Source organism: Streptomyces dengpaensis, assembly GCF_002946835.1.
Lineage (GTDB): Bacteria > Actinomycetota > Actinomycetes > Streptomycetales > Streptomycetaceae > Streptomyces > Streptomyces dengpaensis.
In genome coordinates this window covers 1,703,506-1,728,392 of record NZ_CP026652.1, presented here as the reverse complement: position 1 = coordinate 1,728,392, position 24,887 = coordinate 1,703,506, and the positions used below count along the sequence as shown (strand labels likewise).

The 24,887-nt window shown below is 68.2% G+C and carries 9 protein-coding genes and 1 pseudogene; 2 read left to right on the top strand and 8 right to left on the bottom strand.

Features of this window, described 5'->3' with window-relative positions; all coding sequences use genetic code 11:
* Positions 1–64: 64 nt before the first annotated feature.
* The 6 genes from C4B68_RS07945 to pglW form a co-directional block, all read right to left on the bottom strand.
* Entirely contained in the window at positions 65–2,221 is a 2,157-nt protein-coding gene (locus C4B68_RS07945) for a DEAD/DEAH box helicase (protein ID WP_099498689.1), read from the bottom strand.
* Positions 2,222–2,289: 68 nt separating this feature from the next.
* Complete coding sequence (gene brxD / locus C4B68_RS07940; protein ID WP_180289139.1) at positions 2,290–3,642, bottom strand: BREX system ATP-binding protein BrxD; 1,353 nt, start codon at positions 3,640–3,642, stop codon at positions 2,290–2,292.
* Between the two features lie 70 nt (positions 3,643–3,712).
* Positions 3,713–6,631, bottom strand: coding sequence for a BREX-2 system phosphatase PglZ (pglZ, locus tag C4B68_RS07935; RefSeq protein WP_099498687.1), 2,919 nt, complete (start codon positions 6,629–6,631; stop codon positions 3,713–3,715).
* A complete protein-coding gene (gene pglY, locus C4B68_RS07930; protein WP_099498686.1) occupies positions 6,631–10,524 on the bottom strand; it encodes a BREX-2 system ATPase PglY in 3,894 nt (1,297 codons plus the stop codon). The genes pglZ and pglY overlap by 1 nt, the downstream gene beginning before the upstream one ends.
* A 26-nt stretch (positions 10,525–10,550) precedes the next feature.
* Positions 10,551–14,324 (bottom strand): BREX-2 system adenine-specific DNA-methyltransferase PglX, encoded by a 3,774-nt coding sequence (pglX, locus tag C4B68_RS07925; RefSeq protein ID WP_099498685.1) that lies wholly within the window; start codon positions 14,322–14,324, stop codon positions 10,551–10,553.
* Between the two features lie 53 nt (positions 14,325–14,377).
* A complete protein-coding gene (gene pglW / locus C4B68_RS07920) occupies positions 14,378–19,099 on the bottom strand; it encodes a BREX system serine/threonine kinase PglW (protein WP_099498684.1) in 4,722 nt (1,573 codons plus the stop codon).
* Between the two features lie 1,162 nt (positions 19,100–20,261).
* Between pglW and C4B68_RS07910 the strand changes: the two genes are divergently transcribed.
* Together C4B68_RS07910 and C4B68_RS07905 are read left to right on the top strand one after the other, a co-directional pair.
* Positions 20,262–21,503, top strand: a complete 1,242-nt coding sequence (locus C4B68_RS07910) for an IS701 family transposase (protein ID WP_099498682.1) — start codon at positions 20,262–20,264, stop codon at positions 21,501–21,503.
* 212 nt (positions 21,504–21,715) lie between these two features.
* Complete coding sequence (locus C4B68_RS07905) at positions 21,716–22,837, top strand: IS630 family transposase (RefSeq protein WP_099498681.1); 1,122 nt, start codon at positions 21,716–21,718, stop codon at positions 22,835–22,837.
* A gap of 206 nt (positions 22,838–23,043) precedes the next feature.
* Here the strand turns inward: C4B68_RS07905 and C4B68_RS07900 are convergent.
* Positions 23,044–24,265 (bottom strand): annotated as a pseudogene (locus tag C4B68_RS07900) (IS701 family transposase).
* Positions 24,266–24,450: 185 nt separating this feature from the next.
* The gene (locus C4B68_RS07895) at positions 24,451–24,831 is read right to left on the bottom strand and encodes a winged helix-turn-helix transcriptional regulator (protein ID WP_099498680.1); all 381 of its coding nucleotides are present in this window, start codon (positions 24,829–24,831) and stop codon (positions 24,451–24,453) included.
* Between the last annotated feature and the right edge of the window lie 56 nt (positions 24,832–24,887).

Genomic DNA, 24,887 nt, shown 5'->3' with positions numbered 1-24,887 from the left:
CGGGATGCCCTGTCGAGGGCCGTAGAGGTAAAGAAGTGGAGCGATGCAACCACCTACTCAGCCATCAACCGCCCCACTCGACCCGCACGGACTCCTGGGCTGTGGCGAGGGCGCCGTCGAAGTCGGCGAGGCGTTGGGCGAGGGTGGCGGTGGCGATGCGGAGGGGCAGGGCCACCGAGAACTTCAGGCCGCGTACGGCGCGAGGGTCGACCGTGGGCAGAGTGAGGGAGTCGGGGAGTTCGGCGCGGGCGGCTTTCCAGTCTGCGAGGGAGAGGTCCTGGCGGAGCCGGATGTGGGCGTCGGTGGGGCGCTGCACCGGGTCTGCGAGGTTGCCGAGGGAAGATGCGAGGGTGGCGTTGGCACGGTAGCCGGCCCAGGTCCACCAGCGGGCGGCGTCTGCGTCTCGGACCAACAGGGTGCCCGCCGGGTGTACTTCGTGGGATGCGCGGTCCATGCGGAGTTCGGCGAGGGTCGCTGCGGCGCGGCGGGTGAGCTTGACGTCGGGGTCGGTGCCGAGCAGAACATCGCGCATGGCACGGGTCAGTGCGTACGAGAGACCGCGGGCCTCGCTGCCCTGCCATTTGGCGACGCCACCGTCCTCGACCGGTTCGACGAAGGCGCGGCGCCGTGCCCAGTCGATGAAGGTGACTTGCCAGCTGCGGCCGGCCAGGAGCAGCCGCCGTGGACCCTGGCGCTCCTCAGTGAGGACGGACGGGTCCGTGGTGCCGATCTCGGTACGCCCCGCGAGCACGGTGAATTCAGGGGGTGCGGTGAAAGAGGCGGTCAGCTCCATGAAGTGACGTCGTCCGAAGTGCTTTTCGGCCTCGGGGCCGATGAACAGCATGCCGCCGTCGCTGTCGAGGAAGCCCTCGGAGACCAGGTGTGACAGGAGCGGAGAGGCGGAGCGGTCGAAGGGTGCGAGGCCGTTCCATTGCTCGGGCCACAGTCGGTCGCCGATGCGATGTTCCTGCAGGGTGACAGCGAGGAGTTGTTGTGCGACGAGATGGCGGGGAGAGGGTGGAGGGGTGACGGGTTCCACCCACCCGCGGGCCCAGAGGGAGAGCAGGCCGGCTGCTTGGAGCAGCATGTCGGGGCGGATAGCGAGAAACAGGCAGTTGCGGGATGTGCCGGCGCGGCGTCCGGTGCGGCCGATTCGCTGCAGGAAGGAGGCCACGCTGCCGGGGGAGTCGATCTGGATGACGCGGTCGAGGTCGCCGACGTCGATGCCGAGCTCCAGGGTGGAGGTGGAGACGATGACGCAGTCGCGTGCTTCCGCGAACGCCTGCTCGGAACGGGCGCGTTCGTCGGTGGAGAGCGAGGCATGAGAGAGGAACACGGTGACGTCGCGGGCGCGGAGTGCGGCGCCGAGTTCCTCCACCTGTTTGCGGGAGTCGCAGAAGACGAGCCGCTTCTCGCCCTGGTGCAGAGCGGAGATCACCTTGGCTGCGTTGGCGAGAGAGCCGACGTAATCGAGCTCCACTTCCCCTGCGGGGCGCGGGAGTTCGGTGGCGCTCGCGGCGTCGGTGGTTGCGGGCAGGGTGACGCCGGGTGCGACGACTCGGCCGGGCCGGTCGGCGGGGCTTGCGCCCTGGAGCCAGGTGAGGAGCGTGTCGGGATTGCCGACGGTGGCTGAGAGGCCGACGCGCTGGATGCGATGGCCGGCCAGCCGCTCCAGGCGTTCCAGTACGGCGAGCAGGTGCCAGCCGCGGTCGTCCCCTGCGAAGGCGTGCACCTCGTCGACGACGACAGCCCGTACCCCTCCCAACATGTGGGCGTGGTCGGTCTTGACGCTGATCAGCATCGCTTCGAGTGACTCGGGCGTGGTGAGCAGGAAGTCGGGGGAGTCGGTGCGGATGCGGCGGCGTACGGACTCGGGGGTGTCGCCATGCCAGAGGGCGGCTCGGCGTCCCAGCCACTGGGCGTAGCTGTCGACCCGGTGCACCAGGTTGTTCAGGAGCGCTTTGAGCGGGGCGAGGTAGAGCACGGAGGTGCCGGTCCAACGCTTCTCCCGCATGGCGGAGAGCAGGGGGAACGTGGCGGCTTCGGTTTTCCCGCCGGCGGTCGGCGCGAGCAGGATCGCGTCTTCGCCATCCATCAGCGGGCCTACGGCAGCCTTCTGCAGGGGGCGCAGATCGGGCCAGCTAAGCGTGTTGACGATGTGGTGCAGGACCACCGGGTCGAGGCGGTCCACCGGGTCGGTACCGCTGGGCTGCTCCTGCACGTCGGTGACTCCTGCGATGGTCGTCAGAGTTCGGGACTCCGGGGGGTGGGGCTTCGGCGAGTCGGCCGTCAGAGGTCCAGGTCGAGATCGTCCGCCGAGGCGGCCGGTGCCGGCGCGGCGAAGTTCCGCTCGGTGGCGGTGAGGTCACCGCTTGCCACGGTCAGCTTGTAGTGCGTGCGCGGGTCGAAGTCGTCGAACTGGTCGATCCGGTCGAGTACGTCCCCGACCAGCTTCTTCAGGTACAGCCGCGGTGCGACTCCGACCTTCCCACCAAGGGCCCCGCCCACAGCTTGAGCCAGGTCGGTGAGGTACGCGTCATCGGCGAGCTGCTTGATGCGATCGGGGGACTGGGAGCCTTCGGCATAGAGGTCACGGATGGTGGAGCCGAGTCCAACCAGCGATTCCTCGGTGAATCCCGGCAAGCGGATCTGGACGGCCCGCGGATTGTCGAAGCGCGGGTCGGTGGTGAAGTCCGTGGCGAGGCGCTGGGCTAGCGGGGCGAGCCGCTGCACGCCCTGCTGACCGTCGTAGAAAGCGGGGGTGCCGGTGATGACGAGATACAGGCCGGGGAAGCGGCCGGAGTGGACCTCGTCGATGAGCTGACGCAGGGCGTTCAGTGCCTTGTCGCGGGCATCGGAGCGGACCCTTTGCAGGGTTTCCACCTCGTCCAGTACGAGGATGAGTCCCGCGTGTCCGGCGTCCCGGAGCACGGTGAGCAGGCCCTGCAAGAATCCGAAGGCGCCGAAGTGGTCGAGGTCGCCGCGTACACCTGCGCTGCGCCGGGCGGCTGCTGCGACGTGCGGTTGGCCGCCGAGCCAAGCCATCACCGCGGCGGCAGTGGCCTCGTCGCCGGCGTCCAGGGACTGCTTGTATCCGCGCAGAGCGGTGGCGAAAGCGGGTGCATGCCGGGACACCTCGGCCAGACGGGCGGTGAGGAGCCGGTCCACCGCCTGCGGCAGCTTCTCCTCGCCCGAGCCGTCCGCGAGGGCGTCCTCTTCCAGCGCGTAGAACCAGGCATCGGCGACCGGACGCAGGGCGCTGGGCGGGAAGCTCGCGGTGCTCAGGCGTTCGGTGAGGCGCCGGTAGACGGTCTCGAGCTTGTGCAGGGGTGTCTCGGTCTCCGACACCTGCACCTCGGCCACGGCAAAGGTGCGCCGCTTGGCGCGCTCGCCGAGCCACCGAGTGAAGAAGGTCTTGCCGGAGCCGTACTCACCGCGTACGGCCTTGAACACCGAGCCGCCGGCAGCGACCGCGTCCAGCTCCTCGTCGACGGCCTGCTCGAACCGGCCGAGTCCGGTGGCGAGCAGGTCGAGTCCGCTCTCGGGGACGGCGCCGCGCCGCAGCGCGTCCACCACTGCGCGTCGGCGTACGGCCCCCACAGGGGCGGCGGCACCGGAGGCTGAAGATCCAAACCCGTTCACCCGAACAGTCTCCCATCCGGCATGACACGGTCCCGTCGGTTCGACGAGTGGCTGGGTCGGCGGTGCCGGTTCACAGGCCGAACTGCTCGACCAGCTGGGCCCGGTGTAGGCGCAAGGTGCGGTTGTCGGGGAGGATCTCCAGGATCTGGGCCCCGTCGTAATTGAGGAGCTGGGCGAGCGTCGCGGCGAAGCCGGGGGCGCGGGTGGCTGGCTGGCCGGCGCGCTCGGCGAGGGCGGTCATCGACAGGGTGCCCGCCTCGACGAGTGCGGTGAGCGCCTTCGGGAGGAGGGTCTTGTCGCGCGGCGGACGGGCGAGCAGGCCCAGCTGCGCCTGGTACAGCTCGGTGGACATGAGTCGCTCCACCAGCGTGGTGGCGGGGTCCGCTGCCGGGGCGGGTGCAGTCGCCGTCTCCTTCGCCGGATCGGTAGTCGTCCGCTGCGAGGGCTCAGTAGGTGCCTGCGGTGCCGGGGGCGCCACCTCCTCTTCGCCGAAGAGGCCGATGACACCCTCGGGCACGGGCAGGGCGGACTTCTTGGACTGCTTACGCTGCGGGCGCACTGTGGCAGTGTCATGGGCGGAAGCGGCTTCCGCCTCCACTTCGTCTGCGGCCTCGGTGCCCTCCTCCCACCACACGGGCGCAGGGTCGCCCAGCTCGCGCCAACCTGCGGGCGGCTCGGCGCCGAACGGCAGCAGGGCGAGCAGCGGGATGGTGAACTCGGCGAGTGTCGCTCCGCCGTGATAGCCCGCCTTTAGCGCGGTGTACCGGGTGTCGTGGTCGCGCAGGGCGACGATTCGCGCTCCTGGTTCCGGCCAGACGACTCGGGGCCCGGACAGCTCGATCTCGGCGGGTATCACAGGTCCGCCAGGGGTGCGATGGCGTGCCGAGCCGACGGTGCCGCTGGCCGCATCGAGCTTGCTGCCGCGCCGCTCCACGACATGGCCGTGGTCCGAGGTGATGAGCACGGTCATATCGTTCGCACGGGCGGCGCGCAGCAGCGGCTCCAGGCCGCCGATCTCCTTCGCCGCCCATGTGCCGTCGCCGAGCTTCTGCTCCTTGCCGAGCCGGTCGTCCACGGTGTTGAGGACGACCGCGACGTGGGTGCGCTCGTCGGACAGCGCCTCGGAGAGAGCGGTTGAGAAGGGCGAGCCGGTGTCGGGGCCGCGCAGGTCGTCCTTGTGGAATACGGCAGCCGGGGCCCCGTTCCAGCAGGAATGGAGAGGGAAGAGCCGCTTCTCGTCGTTCTGGTCGCCCTTCATCAGGGTGCCCGCGAACAGCGAGGTGCGAGAGATGGTGGTCAGGGTGGGCAGCGCGGCAGCCACCGCGCGCCGGGCCGGTAGGCCGGTCGCTTCGGTGTGGGGGTCGAACTCGGCCCACTGGCCACGCAGTTCTTCGCCGAGCTCGGCGGCGATCGCTGCACTCATACCGTCGATGAGGAGCAGCAGGACCCGCCGGCCTGGACTCTCGACGACAGGCGTGACCACGCGACTGAGCAAGCTCTCCACGGTGAGCATGGAGCGGGGATCGGTGCCATCGGCGGTCCACACCGCGAGCCGCTCGGAGAAGGTTCGGTCCAGTTCCTTGCGCCGCTCGCGCACCTGGGCGCCGATCCGGCTGTACGCATCAGAGAGTGCAGCGTCTGCGTCGCCGCCCGCCTCCAGGTGTTCCAAGGCTCGGTCCACCCAGCCGAGTTCGCGGATCTGACGGGCGGTGCCGTCGGCCACCGAGGCGATCTCAGATCCGGGCTCGGCGGTGAGCCACCGCCGCAACCGTGCAGCCATCCGTACTCGCTCGATACGGGCCTGGTTGGTGCCGTCCGCGGCGAGTGCATGCTCGACCAGTGCGGTGATGGCGACTGTGACCTTCTCTGCATCTCCGTCGGAGAGTGCGTGGCCCGCGGTGGTGAAGCGTGTGTCGAGTCCGGATTCGAGCAGAGGGCTGGCCGAAGCGGCAGCCTGTGCCCCGAATTGAGTGACGAGCTGGGCGGCCCGAGTCAGGACGGGGTCGGCGAGCCGGTGCTCTCCCCGGTCGACCAGGCTGCGGACATACGCCTCGCCGCTCTGACCGAAGGAGGTCAGAAGCCTGTCGAGATCGTCACCCTGGGCAGGCGGTGCCTCGCCGAGCCACCGCTCGGCCCGCCCGCGCGCCCGGTACAGGTCGTGGTCGGCTTCCGCGTGCCCCCACAGCGCAGCGCACACCACCGCGTACGCCGCTGCGTCCGCCCCGTGTTCGGCGTCTACCAGGGCGGTGACGATCCGGCCGGCGGACCCGCCCTGTTCGGGTTCCGAGAGGAAGCGGGCCAGACCGGCCCGTTCCGGGCCGCGCAGGTCGCGCAGAAGATCCGGGCCGCCGGGGGTGAGGGTCCACTGGAACAGTGCGACCGGATCGATGCGGTCCCCGTCGTCGTGTGCGGCCGGACGGCCAAGCGGATTCGTGTCATGACGGCCGATCCTCAGGCGCCGCCGGGCCAGCCGGGTGAGGGCCTCGTCGCGGGAGAGCAGGCCCCGACCGAGCGAGGGCCAGCCCCGGGTTGCCGCAGCGTCGAGGAGTGCTTCGGCCGCCCACTTCTCGCCGCGCAGCCGCCCGTCGAGGCCGCGCGCGTCGAACGCTTCCTGTACGACTTCCCAGTTGTCGACAGACCGGATCCTGCCGCCGTAAACGCGGGCGAGCAGCCCGGGGTCGAGGTCGGTGTCCTCGCGATCGGTGAGGACAATCAGGACCTTGGGATCGACGGGTTCCGGCGCGTCAAGGTGACCCAGGATCTGCTCGTGTACGGCGAGCACCGAGGGACCCACGGCCACCCGTGCCTGCAGTCCGCCGGCAGTTCGCTGCACCGCGGGCGCGTCCCAAGAGGGAGCGGCCCGCAACAGCAGTACGCGGGCTGTGCCGTCGCCGAGCCGGCTGCGGGCGGCGACGTACTGACGGACGGTTCCTGCGGACAGCCGGGCGGGGCCGACCGCCGCAGGGGCTGTGGTGACCGTGTCGGACATCAGTCGACGACCTTCCAGACGACCTCGACGGTGGCGTTCGGGTTCTCGGCCGCGAGCGCCGCGATCTCCGCCTGCAGTTCGGCGGCGGCTCGGGCGGCGGTGGTACGCCCGCCACCGGAGCGGGCTGCGGATCGCGATGGAGTACGAGGCCCCGGCCCTGTCTCCGGCAGTACCTGCGGGTGGGCTGAACCGGTGTTCAGATCCACGCTCTCGGAGCTGGGCGGCAGTTCGACGGGCGGCTGGGGCTGCTCGGCCGCGGTCCGCCGGGACCTCAGCAGGGACAGCACCTCCCGGCCGGCGGCGGTCAATACTCCCGGCAGATCCGGGTAGTCACCGGGATCGCCGGCGGCCGCGTCCCGCACCCGCTCCAGGACCGCCGCACCGTCCACCCCGAGGGTATCGGCCAGGCTCAACTGGTCCCAGACGGTGTTCTGCATAGCGCTGGCGACCTTCCCGGAACTCATCAGCGACATGCCGAAGCGATGTGCGGTGAAGTCGCCGAGGTCGAAGCGGGCGAGCCGGTCCACCACGGACTTCGCATCGATCCCGGCCTCGGTCACCGCCTTGACCAACTCCTGCGCACGCCGGGCGAGAACGAGCCGGGGCGAGTCGTCGCTGAGCCGCAGGAAGTCGCGATGCTTCTCCAGCTCCCCGACGAGCCGTCCGGTGTCCTGCGCGAGCGCGGCGGCAGCCTGCCTTATCTGCCCGGCGAACTGGTTAACGATCCGCCCGCGCCGCAACTGCGGCGCCCGCTTCCCGAGCATCGGCTCGAAGCGCTTGCGTGCCTCGTCCCAGTCGCTCTCGCTGGGCAGCTGCTGCTCGCGCAGGGCGTAGTCCCGCTTCAGCTCGTGTGGTGCGGGCGCGGGTTCGATGGGCACTCCGCCACGCACCCACACTCGGTCGGTCATCTCCGCATACGCGGCGGCAACCAACCGCTGCAGCGGCTCTGGCAGTCCACGCCGATCGGGCAGCTCACTCCAGTCGGACAGCTTGACCAGGGTCGGCTCGGCGACGCCGTCCCGGCGGGCCTGGGCGTTGAAGTGGTCGGGCCAGGCGGTGGACTGCCGGTAGTACGCCTCCCGCATGGCGCCGAGCCCGAGCCCGCCCGCGATCCGCGCCATGACCTTGCGGTCCTTGGCCTCGACCTCGACTTGCCCGTCACGGTCCTCGGCGGCCTTGCGGACGTACTCGAAGACGGTCTTGATCTCGGCAGGCTTCACGGGCCTGCCTGTGCCGTCGGGGTCCAGATTGGGATGCGCGGGGTACTGCTGGGCAAGCAGCTTGCCGACCAGGTCGCGGGCGGCGGACTCCAACGGCGCGCCGAGCGGGGGCCGCAGATCGGGTACGTCCTGCTGGGCGACCAGATGGTTCTCGAAGCTGAGGTCGACCACCCCTTCCTGCTTCTGCGCGAGCCCGTACGCCTGCCGCAGGGACAGGTTGACCCGCTCAGTGAGAACGAGGAGTTGCGACTGGAGCATGCCCTTGGCGCGCTCCTTGTCGTCCGCGTTGAGGCTCCGTGCGTACTCGGCGTCGAAGCGGGCTTCGTCCGCGAGGGCCTTGTCGATGACGACGAGACGCTCGAAGTCGGCGCGGGAGGCATCCGTCAGATGAGTGGGAAGCCAGGCAAGGGTCCGCGAGTCACCGCCCGGCTTCTCCCGCAGGGCGCGCAGCCGCTGCAAGTCATCCATCGGGCCGAACTCGCCCTCGTCGTAGGGGAAGTCGACGACGAGGCGCCAGGCGTCGTCCTGACTGGGACGCAGAGTGGTCTCGGGCAGGGAGTCAGGATCGGCGACGTTCCCGAAGACCACCTCGACCTGCCGCTCGGTCCCCTTCCACACCAGGCCGAGCACGTCGTACGCGTCGAAGCCGCCGGGCCCGTCGCTGACGCCGAGCGCGTCCTTGAGCAGGGCGCGCATTTTGGTACGGCGGTTGCCCTGGTTGTTGTGGACCTGGGCGTTGGCGAGGACGGCGTCGAGGTCGACGCCGGTGAGCTCCAGCCGTACCACCGCGCCCGGCCCGGTACCGGTGACCTTTATCTCCGGGAAGTTCACCGCCCACTCCTTGGCCTTGTGCTCAAGGCGGCCGACCTCGGTACCCGCGATACGGGTGGTGATGGAGCCGTGATTGAGGGCGTGCAGCCGCGCGAGCGTGAGGTCGGCAAGAGCGGGAACACTCGGCGCCAGCGCGGACAGCAGCAGCGTCTGCAGCAGCCGACTGTCACCGGTGAAGTCCCGGCAGCGGGCCGTGAGCTGGGGATCGTTGAGAGTCTCGGGATGGCGGCGGTACGCCTCGACCTGATCCTCGGTGACCTGGTTGGCCTTCAGTAGATACGGGCGCAGCTTGTCCCGGTACAGCTTGTCGGCGGCCTCAAAGTGAACACTGGTCTCCCCGCTGAACGCCTTGTCACCGCCTCCCGCGATCGCCGGGTACAGATCACCGAGCGGAACGAGCTGCCCGAGCCGCCAGTCGTCGCGGTGATCGACGAGCAGCTGGCTCATCAACTTCAGGCCGGTACGGGAGCGCTGCAGCGCGGCCGAGATGTGCACCAGCGTGTCCATGAACGCCGGCGGGAACGGATACGTCCGCCGGAACGCGGTCTCGTCCGCCCCGGTGGTCGACTTGTCGTGACCGAGCAGGGTGTCCCACACATCCGGGCCGAGCTTCTTGGCCTCGGCGAACGCCGCCTCCACCTTCGCCTCGGCCTCGTCGGTGGCGGGCTTGAGCAGCCGGGCCTGCGCGATCTGCGGAAGGTTCCGGTCCTCGAGCACCACCTTGTCGAAGCGCCCGCCACTGAACTTCAAGGTGTCCTGCACAGCGGCCTCGGCGGCCCCCGACATCTCCTCGCCGACCAGCTCACGCAGATCGCGCTGGCGGGCGATGAACGACACCACCGGGATGGCGCGCCGCTCGTCGGCACCCTCCACAAAGTTCGTGATCTTGTCGGCTTCGCGGGAGACGAACTTCTGGTCGTGGATACGGGAGGCCAGCCACAGGATCAACTCGTCCATGAACAGGACGAGGCCGTCGTAGTTGAGTTCCTTGGCGTGTGCGGCGATGATGCCGAGCCCCTTGTCTAGCGAGACGAACCCGTCGGCGTCCTCGGAGGCGTTGCGCGCGAAGGAGGGGAACAGGGTCTGGGTGAGGTCCTGCACGAGCCGGGCCCTCAACTCCTGCGGCGTGGAGGGGCTCTCCAGGTCAAGACTCTTGGTGTTGTCGTGCTCCTCCTGTGCGGCGACCGCCTGGTCGAGCAGCTCGGTCGTCCAGGCGAAGGAGTCACCCCACTCGTCCTCCTGGCCGCCCCCGGCATCGGCGAGCTGCTCGATCACCCGCTCGTCGCCGTTCCTCCGGCGCTGCTCGGCGAAGTCCTCGAACAGCCCGTCGGTCAAGTAGACCTGGGGCAACGGGCAGCCGGGGTGCAACTTGCGTACGTGCTCCACGTACTTTCCGAGCACGCGCTGCTCCAGGGACTTGGAGCCCAGCATGTGGTACGGGACGAGCAGGAAGTTGCGGTCGTCCGCGTCCAGCCACGAGTGCCGGGTCCGTACGGGGTCGAGATCCGCGCGGGCCCGGGCAGCCTGATTCCGCGACAGCAGTGCATACAGCACCGCCATGAAGTGCGACTTACCGGAACCGAACGAACCGTGCAGATAGGCCGCCTTGGACGAATGGCTGTCCAGCGCCGACTTGATCAGGTCGAGGGCCTCGTCGAAGTTGCCGAGCAGCCGGTCAGTGACGACATAGTCCTTCAGCGCGGCCTCGGCCCCCTCGGGGGTGACCGCCTCGTTTAGCTTCAGGACGAAGTCGGAGGTCGACACCGACTCCGGGATGTCGATCAACTCGCGCAGCAGCGGCCGGTCTTCGGGGCGAGAGTTGTTCTTGCTCATGAACGCCATGGTGTGTCTGCTTCTCCTCGCCCTGCTCAGTCGGACTCGGTGCCTGTGACGGCATCGGTTGCTGCGTCGGTGATGGTGTCGGTGTCAGACGTGTGGGCAGCAGCCTTCGCGCTGGTGCGCTTCTTCGGGGCGGCGGCCTTCTTCGCACCGCGTCCGGTGGCAGCTGCGGGGCGCCAGGCCCGCAGCGCGTCGTCCGTCAGCCCGAGCTCGCTCTGCTTCGACTGCCGGAACGCCAGGATCTCGGCGGCCGGTGACGCCCCGAACTCCGGGTCGTATTCGCCGTACCACTGCTCCAGCCACGGCTGCAGTTCCAGCAACCCGGCTAGATACGGCACGAGCTCGTCGCCGCCGAGCCCGGCCTGCTGGATGTACGAGGCGAGCGCGAGGGCCTGCTCCAGGCGATCCCAGCCGGCCCACCCGTACAGATCCGGCGACTGCGCGTTGACCGTGCCATACGACACGAACCGCTCCTTGGGCATGTCGAGCTTGCCGCGCGCACGCCAGTAGCTCGGCTTCAAGAAGTCCGCGGAGGTGTACATCGGCGGTACGGGAATCCGCTCACGGATCTTGCGCTTGGCGGGCTCGTCGTGCGCGGCGTCCTCCTCACGCTGGAGGCCCCAGACGTGTTCCCAGTCGGCGCGCTTCTTCAGCCCGGCTGGCTTGTAGAGAAGGGCCGGGATGAAGGGCACGTGCTCCTCGGACACCAGCTCCCGTACGGTCTTCACGAGGTCCTGCCGGGGCGCGTACAGCTCGGCGACGGAGACGAAGTCCTCGTCGGCGGACAGGCTTTCGGCGAGGCGGGCGAGGGTGGTGACGGTGGGGTTGTCGTTGACGTCGAACCAGTGGGTGCGGTCCTCGATCCGGTCGAGTAGCCAGGACTTCAGCGCCTGCTGGCGCATGGAGTCCCAGCCCTCGGTGGCCCAGCGCCGCTTGTACTCGGGGCGTTCCACCATGCCGATGGCGCGGTTCGACTCGATGGTGCCGATGCGCTTCTGGACGAGGGCGCGGTAGTCGGCGGGCCAGTGGGTGGGGATCTCGGTGAGGGGGGTGGACCCGTGCCGCTTGAACCACTCGTCACTGGCCTCCCCGGCGGCGACTCGGCGTGCGAGCACGATCTCGAAGGCTCGCTCGCCGAGGGCGAGTTCCGGTACGGCCTCTAGGCCGGGCAGACGCAGGTCCTCGGAGTGAAGGTTGTAGAGGGAGTAGACCTGCCAGTCGAGCTCCTCTTGGAGGGCGATCATCCGGGCGCGGGTCGAGTAGTAGCGAGCTTCGGCTTCGCGGAGCTCAGGAGCCGTGAGGATGGCCTCGGCAGTGAGGGCGGCGGGGGCCGTCAGGGAGAGTTGTTGCGCGAGGGCGTCGAGCTCAGTGGCGAGGGCGGTAGGGTATTCGCGAGGGAGGGGGAATTCTTCCAGCTTAGTTCCTGTGAACTCGTAGCGCTCCTCCCAGGCTTCGCTCTGAATTCCACGTCCTAGGCCACTTCCTCCCTTCGCCTGGCTAACCATCTTGAGCCAGAACCCGGCTGTGGAGCTGTTAAGGAGCCCCAGTACTTTTACGTAATCCCCCTCCGTGGACCCCTCCCGTAGTTTGATTACGGGCGCGTGGCGATTGAATACATTGCCGCCGCGGGTCAGTGCAAAATGGTTGTGCGTGGCTACGAAAGGAAAGGAAATTCCCATGGGGTCCGAGAAGCGCTCCGGGTGCCAGCGACTCCATTCGTACCATTTGAGTCCGATTTCCTCGGGGGTCCCTCCGAGCTCCTGGCGCTTCCGTAGAGGTGTGCGGTTACGCCAGAGGATGCGCTCGGTATCGCTTGTCAACTCGGCGCGCAGGGAATCGCCGTATGGGAACAGCGCTTCTGTCGTCGGATTCAGGTTCCAGTCCCGGACGTCTTCTCCGGTAATCAGGGGAATTACGTGCGCGTTGGTGACACCCAACCGGTTCCAGGTTCGCGAGGGTGCGAAGTAGGAAGGATCGTTTCCGGTATGTGCGTACCTACCGATAGATCGCTGCAGCTCTTCAAGCTTGGCAGTTGCATGGCGGCCGATAGCGCGATTAATTTCCAGGCCGCCAGCAGCCAGGATCCAGGGCTGCTTATCGAAGAGACCTACTCGATCAAGGTCATCAACAGATACCCATTGGGTTGAACTCCCTGGCACGTCGACTTGCTCGACGATCGCCCGCCAGACGAGTCCATCCTCCGCCTTCTCCGGAGCGGCTGGTTCCCCCTGACCGCTACGGACCGTGCGGATAGTGGCCCGGCGGGCGCCCGTGTAATCCAGCGGGCGGCCGACGAGGATGACCGTCGGCGTCCCATGCCCCGGGATGTACGCCCCCGACGTGTCGATGACCTCTGTCAGTTCGACCTGATCTCGGAAGAAACTCTCGATCAGCTTCGTCCCGAACTCCCTCTTCATGAACGAGTTGGCCGTGATCTGGCCGACCATGCCGTAGCCGAGCCCGGACTTCTCTTCGCCCCGAACCGCGAGCTCGAAAAAGCGCTGCGCGAACGGGACGGACAGTGCGTACGTACCCGCGCACGCGTCGTACAGCTTGCGATACAGCTCGTTGAGTGTTTTGTCCTTGACTGTGATGTACGGAGGATTCCCAACCACCACGTGGTAGCGGCCCCGGTCCAGGATCTGCGGGTACTCGAACACGTCCTCCGTGCTCAGCGCGTAGTAAGGATCTTCGGCGTCGCCTGATTCCACACTGTCGCCGAGGCTCAGCTGCTCGTCGCCGAACAGACCCTCCTGCCGGTGCTCGGTCGGCAGCAGCGAGTCGCCCACCGCGAGCTGGATTGGCCACTCGTACTTCTGCGCCTCCGCGAACGTTCGCATGTCACTCGAAGCCATCGCCGAGACCAGCAGCCGGAAGCGGGCAACCGCGATTGCGAACGGGTTGAGGTCTACCCCATGCACAGACTCCAACGCTGCCCGCACCTGTTCGTACGGGCCGACTTCGGGTCGCTGCGACGCCCACATTCGCACCAGCCGCCGGAACGCCCCGAGCACGAAGTGGCCCGACCCGCATGTCGGGTCGATCATCTTCAGTTCTTCGAAGCCGAACTCCCGCACTGCTGGGGTCATCGTCCGGTCGAGGATGAACTCCTCCACGAACTCCGGCGTCTGCAGTAGCGCGTATGTCTTGCGGGCAGCCTCGCTCAGGTCCTGGTAAAGGTCGCCGAGGAACCGGGTGTCCCACCCCTTGGTGCTGTCTTCGCTCAGCGGATCGCTGAAGTCGTGCACGAGCGCCGGGCAGCCGCCCCCACCGGACTCATCGCCCGCGCCGACCGCACCCTTGCCAGCGCGCTGCTCGCGCCAGAACGCGAGCAGCGCGCCAGCGCCGTCGTGCGAAAGTGGAATCTGGTACAGCGGGTTGTGCTCCTGATCGAAGAGCAGCCGCCCCGCCTGCCCAGCCCCCAACTCGGCGAACGCCGTCTCCAGCCACCCTCGATACGTAGGGTCGGAATCCTTCTCCAGATATTCCTCGTACCGTGCCTGTGCGGTCTCCCGCCCTGCCACATCCGGCGCCGTGATGTACGGCTCGGCGATCAGCCGGTTGTCCTCGCTGAAGCGGACGAACACCGTGCCGAGCACCCACGCCACGGCGACCTGCGTGATCCGCTCACCGAGCCAGGCGTTCCACGTCGCCGCCGTGCGGCCCAGCTTTCGGGCCTGGTCGTACTCGCCGCGCAGCCGCGTCCCGACCTCGGGGACAGCTTTGACCTGCTGCTCGAGGTCGGTCTCTGCCGCCTTGACCTGCTTCTGCAGGTCGGCGAGGAGGCTCTTGCGGTCGATCACGTACGGCTCCTGTGGAGAGTGGGAGAGAGCGGAAGAAGATCAGGGGACGAGGGTCAGGCGTCAAGTGCGAGGTGCTTGCGGGCGACCCAGGCATCCGGCACGACGATCCACTCGTCGAACCCCGCCTGGTACGGAACACTCTGCCCGGCCAACCGCGGCGCCCGTGCCGGATCGGACTGCGCGACGAGAAGCCACAGCGGGTTGCCGCCCTGCCGTGCCTCCTCCGTGAGCCGCCCCAGTAGGTCCAGCGCGTCGTACCGAGCCAGGACCGCGGTGTCGGTGAGCAGCAGCGGACCGCGCGCCTCCGCCAGCCGCTCCCGCAGCTGCGGCTCGATCCGCCCCCACGCCTTGTCGGTGCGGATGCGCAGCTGCTGATGGGGCCGACTGCCCGGTTCGGCGGCGTCCGCCTTGAGGACGGTCTCCCAGGTGGGACGGGCAGCCTCGCCGACCACGCTGCGCAGTTCGTCCACGAACAGCCCAGTCAGGGATACCGGCCGAGCGCCGAACGGCTCACCGGTCAGCCAGCGCACCGCGTCCTCGGCCCGTCGCTGTGGCACGGTGAGGACCCGGAAGCCGTCCTGTCGCGCCGAGTGTGTAAGCCGCTGGTTGGCTTTGACGGCGGCGGCGACGGCCGCGTCCGCGTCGTACTGGGTGGGTGCGGAGCGACGTGCTGCTGAGGCGCCCCAACTCGCCGAAGTCAATCCGGCGGTGGCGTCCCCGGACCGGCGGTCAGGGACGAGACGCAGGACCTTGTCGTAGCGGGTGGCCAGCTTCAGCTCGAAGCCGGCCTCCTTGAGAGCGCGGACCAGGGCGCTTCCCGTGGGCAGCTCGCGCGGTACTAGTGGATCCGTACCCAGGTCGGGGAAGCGGGTCGCGACCCGCTTGTGCAGGGCGTCCACGGTCAGGCCCGGAAGGCGGTCTTCCTCGACGCCGGGCTGCACGGCGACCACACCGGCCTGGGTGATCCTCAGCGCGCGTACCAGGTCCAGGTCGCGCGGGTAGATTTCCAGGCGCGGGGTGAGCGCGGCTCGGGTCGAGGCGGCGACCGCGATCTCGGCGGTGCGCCGCTCATCCCAGCCCAGGCTGCCCAGCGGCCGGCGCACCGCGTCCAGTTCGGTGAGGACCGTACTCGCCGTCGGCAGGGACTCGAGCGCCGCGAGCCGGTCGGCACGTGCGCCCAGGTTCAGCGCGTACTCCTGCAGGGCGGGCAGTGATGGGGTGTCCGGGCCGTCCACGCCCTCCCGGACGTCCAGGGCGAGCAGGCCGATCACCGGGTCGGCGCCCTTGGGCATCCGAGCGTGGAAGTAGCGGAAGAGCTGCGGGGACTCGTCGTCCCCACTTTCGCGCTCCACCAGCGCCCGGCTCTCGCGCTCCACCAACGCCCGCAACAGAGAGAGCGCGAGCGCACGCCGGTCGCGCCGCTCCACGTGCTGGGTGCCGCGCCGGACGATCAGTGCATCGGCAAGTTCGATCACCGGAGCGACCCGGCCGCGCTCGGCGAGCAGCTCCACCAGCTCATCGCGCAGCAGCCCGAGGGCGGCATCCTCGTACCAGCGCTCGCGTGCCTTCTTCACGATCTGCGGGATACGGCCTGCGGTCAGGCCCACGGCTTCGGCGACGTCCCGCTGGCGCACCCACGCGAGGCCGCCGGGCAGTCGCCCCTCGTCGTCGGGCAGGCGAAGGAGCAGGCGTACGGCTTCGCGCTCCTTGGCGTTGGAACGGGCGTTGCCACCGGACGGCCTCGGCACCAGACGAGCGGCGAGGGCGTCCAGGCTCAGGCCGCTCAGCACCTGCGGGGCAGTGACGTCCACACCGGCCGCGGCGATTGCGTCGGCGGCTGCCCGTTCCAGGGCGGTGCGCTCCTGGTTTGCAGCCTTGAGGGCTGCTGCGCTCAGCGGTGAGGGTGCGGCCTTGCCGAGCCGGACGTTCCACTCCTTCTGCCGGCGTTGGATCTCCTCGCGGGTGCGCGAGCCCATGCCCGGTGCGGTGAGGAACTTCTTGGCCGAGTACTCCAGGACGTCCCCGACGTTGTTGAGCCCCATCGCGAACAGCTGCGACTGTGCGGAGACCGTCAGACCGGCCACCGACAGTGGCGTCTTCCGGTCGGCGCGCTCTGCCTGCTGGTCGCGGACCTGCTCGGCGGAGACGTCGTCGTCCTCCCGCCCGATCCGAGGCTCCGTCGCAGGCTGGGCGACCGCGTCGGCACCGCCCTTCGCACCGCGACTCGGCTTCTCACTGTGCCCAGAGCTTGGCGCCGTCGTGCGCTGTGCATCCAGGAAGATGCGCTGCCAGGCACGCTCCATCGGCTTGAGGTCCGAGAAGCGGTCCTTCACGTCCCGGGCCAGAGCCTTGCGGAAGAACGCCACCAGTCCGTCGCGGACGGCCGGTTCGAAGGCGTCGGCTGCGAGCTGCGGAAACGGCCACTCCTTCGCATCCGTCTGTCGCGGGGTGACCGAACCGTCGCCCCAGCGGGGCAATTCGTTCGCCGCCATCTCGTGCAGCGTCACGGCCAGCGCGTACCGCTCGGCATGCCCGTCGTACGAGCCGCGTGTGATGATCCCGACGAAGGGGTCGAGGTAGCCCTCGGTGCCCGCCTCGATTTCCTTCGCGGGATATCCGGCCAGTGAGAAGTCGATCAGCACCAGCTGGCGGGTGCCGTTGGGGCGGATGCGGATCGCGATGTTGTCCGGCTTCAGGTCCCGGTGCCAGATGCCCTCGGCCTCCAGGTGCTCTACCGCGCCGAACAGGTACTTCCCGTACGCCTCCAACTGGTCCATGCCCAGGCGGCCGTTGTCCCGCAGCTGGCGGGCCACGGTGTCCTCACGGCGGCGCGGCCCCTTGTCGGCGCTCGCGTCCTGGTCCTTCAACTCCCGGCTGTCGCCGACGTAGTCCAGGACCAGAACTCGCCGCCCGGCCAGCGTGAGCGGCTCCCGCTCGTACAGCGCGATGATGCTGGAGTCCCGGTGGATACGGCCCAGGACGTCCGCCTCGCGGTCCAGGACCGTATGCTTGGCCTCACTCAGTGCGACCTTCAGCACTGCCACCGGCAGGGCACCGCTCCGCCGCGGCTCGCCCTCCAGGTCCCGCACCAAGAACGCCCGCGAAGTCGAGCCCGTACCGAGTCGGCGAACGACCTCCCAGCGCCTGCCCAGCACATCCCCGGCCACGGCCTCCAGCGGATCCTTCTCCGGTTTGGCCTGCTCCTCGCCGTCGCTCGCAGCCGACCCGCCGTTCCCATCCCCACCTGCGCCGGCCGCAGCATCCGAGCTGTCCGCGATCTCCTCGACGAACGCCTGCTCGACGTACTCCAGCATTTCCAGGAAGTCGTCGACGGTGGACAGCCGCCGTCCCGGCTCGTATGCGGTGGAAGCCTCCACCAGATCGTCGACATCCGGATGCAGTCCGTCGACCAGCGCGCTCGGACGCAGAGTCTCGCCGCCTTCCAGGCGCGCCATGACCTCGCTCTGGCTCGCACCCGGTGCCTGCCCGGTGACCAGCAGATACGTGAGCACACCGAGGCCGTACACATCGAGCCGTACCGGATCGGCCTTCGGGATCCTCAGCTCCGGTGCCAGATACGGATCGGCCTGGCCCGAGACATGGACGCCCGACACATTCGTCGGAGCCAGAGTCAGCGGCCGGCCACGACTCACGCTCTGCCCGGTGGCGATCTGCCAGTCCGCGATCTGCGGCCACGGCCGCAGCCAACGCTGCTCCTCGCCGAGCTCCCGCCCACGTGGACCGCGGTCACGCGGAATCACATGCACCGAGTGTGCGGACAGCGTCCGGTGATGGATCCGCCGCGAGTGGGCGGAACGCACCGTCTCCGCCAGCTGCCGCACCAGTGCGAGTCGGCCCTGCAGGTCGAGGAGCTCTCCGTGCTGCACCAGATAGTCGTCCAGGCGCAGGGTCTCCGGGTGGTAGTCGAAGAGAATCGCCGGCCCAGCCGGATGACCCGAAGGTAGATAGGTCTTCAGCTGTATGGCGCCCGGGTGTTTGAACCGGCTGAGAATTGCGGCCTCACGGGCGGCGGCCCGCTCCACCGAGCGCCGCTCCTCGTCGGAGGCCCCGCGCTCGCTGAGGAAGACCCGCACCCGCGCCAGGTCCTGTAGCTGGGAGTGCCGGCCCAGGTAGTCGGCCCAGGTTGGACCGGAGTCGAACGCCTTCGCGTCCAGCAGATACGAGCCCACCTCGTGCTGGCGGCGGATCGGCGCGATGCGAAGCTGTTTCAGGGCCGCGTCAACTCGGCGGGACGTCTCGGCCGTGACCCGGCGACGACCGTCGCCGGGCGGCACGGCCAGCATCTCCACCAGCTTCTTGACGGTGAAGACGCCATTCATGTCGGCTGCCGGAAGCTGTACCTGCAGCCGGTCGTCGGTGAAGCAGACCGCTTCACCGACCCAGATCCGCGACCGGTCCCCTGGACGGCCGGCGACCCCGTTGACCAGGCCCGCCAGCTCCTTGGCCTTCTGGTTCGACAGATGCAGCGGATTGCCGTGCCGACGGGTGGTCTCGTTGGGCGTGGTCTGCACCCAGTCGTTGCCACCGCCGTGGACCGAGCCGTGCCAGTCCTTCAGCTCAACCAGAAAGACTCCGGCTGGCGCGACCACCAGAAGGTCCACTTCGCGGACGTGCCCGCTGTTCGCGGTGAACGAGAAGTTCGACCAGGCCCGCCACGGCTCCTCGTCCGGCAAGCGCTTGCGGATCGCCTCAAGACCTCGGCGCTCGTGCTCGTACCCGGACTCGGTGACCGTCGTCCACCGGCCATCCAGCATGCGGCTCCCCGTCCCCGTCTCTGTCTGCTTGCGGGTGCTTTTGCCTGCTGCCTTCTTGTTGACTCGTTCAGGAAGCCAGGCTCGACCCTCGGGCCCGATTCTAGGGGGCGGGACTGACAACCAGAGAGGGGCGAATTCGTTATGGCAAAGGACTTTCGGCCTGGCCGATCGGCTCAGGGGTATGTCGCGTGGTGCTCCGAATCCCGCTTCATGGCGAGCACGGCGTCACACGGCAGCGTTACGGCTTCGCAGGCCGCACCTGTAGGTGACAGGTAGACGGTGAGGCCGACCCTGCAGTGCCATGGCACACACACCGACAGCGCGGACCGCTCAGGCCGAGCGCTCCTGGGGCGGCCCCGATGGGCAGCCCCGTGCGAGGGCCTTGCTACCGGTGCCTGCTTACGTGCGTAACCACGCTCATGCCTGCACCAAAAGTGAATGCCAGGGCAGCCGCACCGGACGCGACAGCGGTGAACGGAGCCTGCCCGAGAGCGGCGGAGCCGATCCCGATGGCGAGCCCAGTGACCATGGAGGTCAGAGCTACGACGACAACGTGGTAGATGCGGTGGTCGCAGGTAGAAGCGGGTGCAGTCAAGGGAGCCCTCCGGAACTTCGACAGAGCGCCGTCACAGAGCCGGGGCAGGTGTCAACCCACCGCCGGATCGGGGTCACGGCGTCGCCGCCCAACGGGCGTCGCCATAGGAGAGCGCCGGCCAGGCGCCCCTATAGGCTCGCGGCCATCCCGCCGCGATAGCTGACTCCCTGCATTGATGCACCCTGCCTTCCGAGATCTCGACAACTGCAACCATCGTAGCCAATCCCTCTGACAATCAAGCGGGTTGGTGGCAGTTGCCCCAGGAAAGGTCCCAGCTCTAGGAAAGCTCCCGACGAGGTCGACGCCCCTGTAGTCGGCCTGCCAGGAACCAGCCTCCGAGCGGCAGACGTTGTCTCACGTCGCGAGTGGCTGGAAGCGGCCCGCAAGGTCCACTGCAGAGCGGTTTGGCTTCTAGTACTCCAGCCGCACTTTGACGTTTTCCCTGTTCAGGGGCGGTCTGGGTGAGTGTAGAGGGCTGATGACCGGCCTGTGTTCTCTTTCCCGGGCCGCCCCTCGATCGTGTGCAGCCGCCGCAGGTAGTGACAGCGGTCCGGGCAGCCTCCCGGCGTGATCGACGAGCGTGCAGTTGAGATCTGGAACGACGAACTCGAGGAACTCTTCCTGCGTACCGGCCACCGCTTCAGGCGCGTCGAGCCGCGTCGCCGGATGCGGGACTACATCCGTGGACTACTGGGCCCGGTCGGCCGCAAAAACGGCTGGCAGCTGGCCGAATACGTCGGACATCGCACACCCGACCGCCTCCAGCGGCTCCTCAACGGCGCCCGCTGGGACGCCGATGAGCTCCGCGACGACCTCCAGCACTACGTAGCCGAACGGCTCGGCGAGCCCGACGGGATCCTCATCCTCGACGACACCGGCTTCCTCAAGAAGGGCACCACCTCGGCTGGCGTGCAGCGCCAGTACTCCGGCACCGCCGGCCGTACCGAGAACTGCCAGATCGGCGTGTTCGCCGCCTACGCCACCACCCGTGGACGCGCCCTGGTGGACCGGGAGTTGTACCTGCCCAAGTCCTGGACCGACGACCGCGACCGCTGCCGCGCCGCCCACATCCCAGACGAGCGGAACTTCGCCACCAAACCCGACCTGGCCAAGGCCATGGTGCTGCGGGCGAACGCCTCACCGCTGCCGATCGCCTGGGTGACCGCGGACGCCGCCTACGGCCAGGAATGGCGGCTGCGCCACATGCTGGAGGAGACCGGCCTGGGGTATGTACTCGCGGTTCCCAAGTCCCAGCAGGTACCCCAATTCGGACGCATCGAGCACCTCTTCTCCCAAGCACCCGACGAAGCGTGGGAGAGACATTCGTGCGGTGACGGCGCCAAGGGCCCGCGCGTCTATTACTGGGCCGCCCTGCAGATCACGCCCATCGAGGACTTCGACGACGAGATGCCCACCCACCAGCGGTGGGCACTGGCCCGCCGCAGCATCAGCAAGCCCGAAGAGATCGCCTACTACCTCGCCTACGCACCGCTCGGCACCACCATCGAGCACCTGGTCCGCGTCGCTGGGATGCGCTGGGCCATCGAGGAAGCCTTCCAGGCCGCGAAGAACGAATGCGGCCTCGACCAGTACGAAGTCCGCCGCTACACCGGCTGGATGCGGCACATCACCCTGGCCATACTGGCGCATGCCTTCCTGGCCGCCATGGCCGTCGACGCCGCAGCAAAAGGGGCAGCAGAAACGGTTCCTGCCTCGCGCCCCTCACCGTGGCAGAAGTTCGGCGGCTCTTGGCAACTGGCCACTCATCCATCGCTGTTCACCAGTCCCACATCAGCGCACGCGCGTTGAGGTGGTCACACTGGCGCAGACGACGCCAAGCCGTCGCTCGCCTCTGTCACTATCAGCGGCGGCTGCACACGATCGAGGGGCGGCCCGGGAAAGAGAACACAGGCCGGCCATCAGCCCTCTACACTCACCCAAACCGCCCCTGAACAGGGAAAACGTCAAAGTGCGGCTGGAGTACTAGTGTCCTGCGCCAGTAGTTGATCGTTAGTAGTTGCGTGACTTCTGCTGTTGGTGCGTCAGTTCCTCGTCGGGGCCCGAAGCTGGAACCGTTGCTGCTGTCTGATGATGAGCGGGCGGTGTTGGAGCGATGGACACGTCGGGCGACTTCGGCCCAGGCGCTGGCTCTGCGGGCGCGGATTGTGCTGGCGTGCGCGGGGCCGGAGGTGCCGGCGATCGTCGCGGTCGCCCGGGAACTTCGGGTGACTGCGGACACGGTCCGCAAGTGGCGGCGTCGTTTTCTCGCTGAGCGGCTGGACGGGCTGGCCGATGAGCCGCGGCCGGGCCGGCCGCCGACCATCAGCGTCGATCAGGTGGAAGCGGTCGTGGTCACCACGCTGGAACAGCTGCCGAAGAACGCCACTCACTGGTCGCGGACATCGATGGCCGAGCACAGTGGTCTGTCGAAGTCGACCGTGGGTCGGATCTGGCGACAGTTCCAGCTCAAGCCGCACCTGGCGGACACCTTCAAGCTGTCGACCGACCCGTTCTTCGTGGAGAAGGTCTACGACGTCGTGGGTTTGTACTTCAACCCGCCCGAGGGGGCGGTGGTGTTGTCGGTGGACGAGAAGTCGCAGATCCAGGCTCTGGATCGGTCCCAGCCGGTGCTGCCGATAATGCCGGGCATGCCCGAACGGCGCACCCACGACTATGTGCGCAACGGCCTCACCACCCTGTTCGCCGCCTTCGATGTCGCCACCGGACAGGTCATCACGGCCCTGCACCGTCGGCACCGGGCGATGGAGTTCAAGAAGTTCCTGATCAGGATCGACAAGGAGGTGCCCGCGCACCTGCAGATCCATTTGATCGTGGACAATTACGGCACCCATAAGACACCGGCGATCAAGGCCTGGCTCGCCAAACATCCCCGGTTCGAGCTGCACTTCACCCCGACCGGCTCGTCCTGGATCAACCAGGTCGAGCGGTGGTTCGGCTACCTTGCCCACCAGATGATCCGCCGAGGCGCACACAAGAACATCCAGGCACTGGAAGCCGACATCCGCGCGTGGGTCAAGGACTGGAACGAAGACCCCAAGCCCTTCATCTGGACCAAGACCGCCGAAGAGATCCTCGACTCCCTGGCCCGCTTCTGCCGACGGATCTCTGGCGCAGGACACTAGTACTCCAGCAGGATTTCGCTGTCTGACCTGGTCTTTCGCCGGGTGGCGGGAGTGTAGCGGGACTTCGATGGTGCGGGGGCGGTCTCACGGAGACCGCCCCTCGATCGTGCGACAACGCCGCAGGTAGTGACAGCGGCGGGCGACTGCTTGGCGTCGGCGACGCCAGTTCGACCAGCTCAGCGCGTGGTGTAGTCCTCGGTGTCCGCTCAGGTGCGGGGGCCGGGCACGACAAGCTGCCAGGAGTCGCCGAACTTCCGCCACTGTGAGCCATGGCCCCGGGTGTCTCACCGGTTCCGCCCCCCTTTCCCAGGGCTGGTGTGCCGTGGCGGCCAGGAAAGCGTGCGCGAGCATGGCCAGAGTGATGTGCCGATACCAGCCCGTGTAGCGGCGGACTTCGTACTGGTCCAGGCCGCACTCGTTCTTCGCGGCCTGGAAGCACTCCTCGATCGCCCAGCGCGCCCCGGCGACCCGCACCAGCTCCTGGACGGTGACCTGAAGAGGTGCGTAGGCGAGGTAGTAGGCGATCTCGTCGGACTTGCTGATGCTGCGACGGGCCAGCGCCCACCGCATCCGGTGAGGGACCTCGCCTTGATAGTCGAACTCGGCGACGGCCGGCAGCCGCACCGCTGCCCAGTGGTAGACGCGGGGACCCTTCGCGCCATCGCCGCATGAGATCTTCTCCCACGCTTCGTCCGGGGCCTGCGCGAACAGGCCCTCGATCCGTGAACAGCCCACGCTGAACTGGGACTTGGGAACGGCCAGCACGTAGCCGACACCCGACTGTTCCAGCAGTCGGCGGAACCGGTTGTCCTGACCGTAGGCGGAATCCGCGGTGACCCAGGTAACGGGCAGCGGCGAGGCGAGAGCCCGCAGCACCATGTGCCGGGCCAGTTCGCCCTTGGTGGCGAACTCCCGCTCGTCGGGGACCTTTGCGGTGCGGCAGCGTTCTCGGTCCTCGGTCCAGGACTTCGGGAGGTAGAGCTCACGGTCGACCAGGGCCCGGCCGCGGGCGGAGGTATAGGCGGCGAAGACGCCGATCTGGCAGTTCTCGGTCCGGCCGGCGGTTCCGGAGTACTGGCGCTGAACCCCGGCTGAGGTGGTGCCCTTCTTGATGAACCCGGTGTCGTCGACGATGAGGACTCCGCCCGTCTCGCCGAGCTTGTCGGCGACGTATTCCTGCAGGTCGTCGCGGATGTCATCGGACTCCCACTTCGATCCGGCGAGGAGGTGCTGCAGGCCGTCGGGCGTGGGGTGGCCAGCCTGTTCAGCCAGTTGCCAGGTGTTCTTGCGGGCCACCGGGGCGAGCAGCCCGCGTATGTAGTCACGCATGCGGCGGCGGAGCTCGACCCGGCCGAAGCGGTGCCCGATGGCCAGGAAGAGATCGTCCAGTTCAAGGTCCCACTGCGCGGCGGCATGCTCGGTGATCACACTCGGAGGCTGCCCCGCCGCTGTCACTACCTGCGGCGTTGTCGCACGATCGAGGGGCGGTCTCCGTGAGACCGCCCCCGCACCATCGAAGTCCCGCTACACTCCCGCCACCCGGCGAAAGGCCAGGTCAGACAGCGAAATCCTGCTGGAGTACTAGTACTCCAGCTGTAGATCGTGATCAGCCGTCAGGCGTCGAAGCGGTGGCGGGCGGCCTCGATGTGCCCGAAGTAGCGGTGCGTCCAGTCGCACATTCCGTCGACGGTTGCGCGTAGGCCCTGGCCCGGCTCGGTGAGGGTGTATTCGACACGCGGCGGGACGGTGGGGTGCACGTTTCTCTCGACCAGGCCGTTGCGCTCCAGCATGCGCAGGTTCTGGGTGAGCATCTTGTGGCTGATGCCCTCGATCTCGTTGCGCAGTTCGCTGAAGCGCAGGGTGCGTTCACCAAGAGTCTCGATGATCAGGAACGCCCACTTGTTGGCAACGTCGGAGAAGATCTCTCGCGCCAATGAGTCCGCGCGCCTGAGGTCTGCTTCCTCGGATGGGCCCTTGATCTGTTTGGTCACCATCGGGTTCCCCAGTCACTGGAAAGTGCGTTCTTCCATGTCAGCGTCCACTCTCCTAC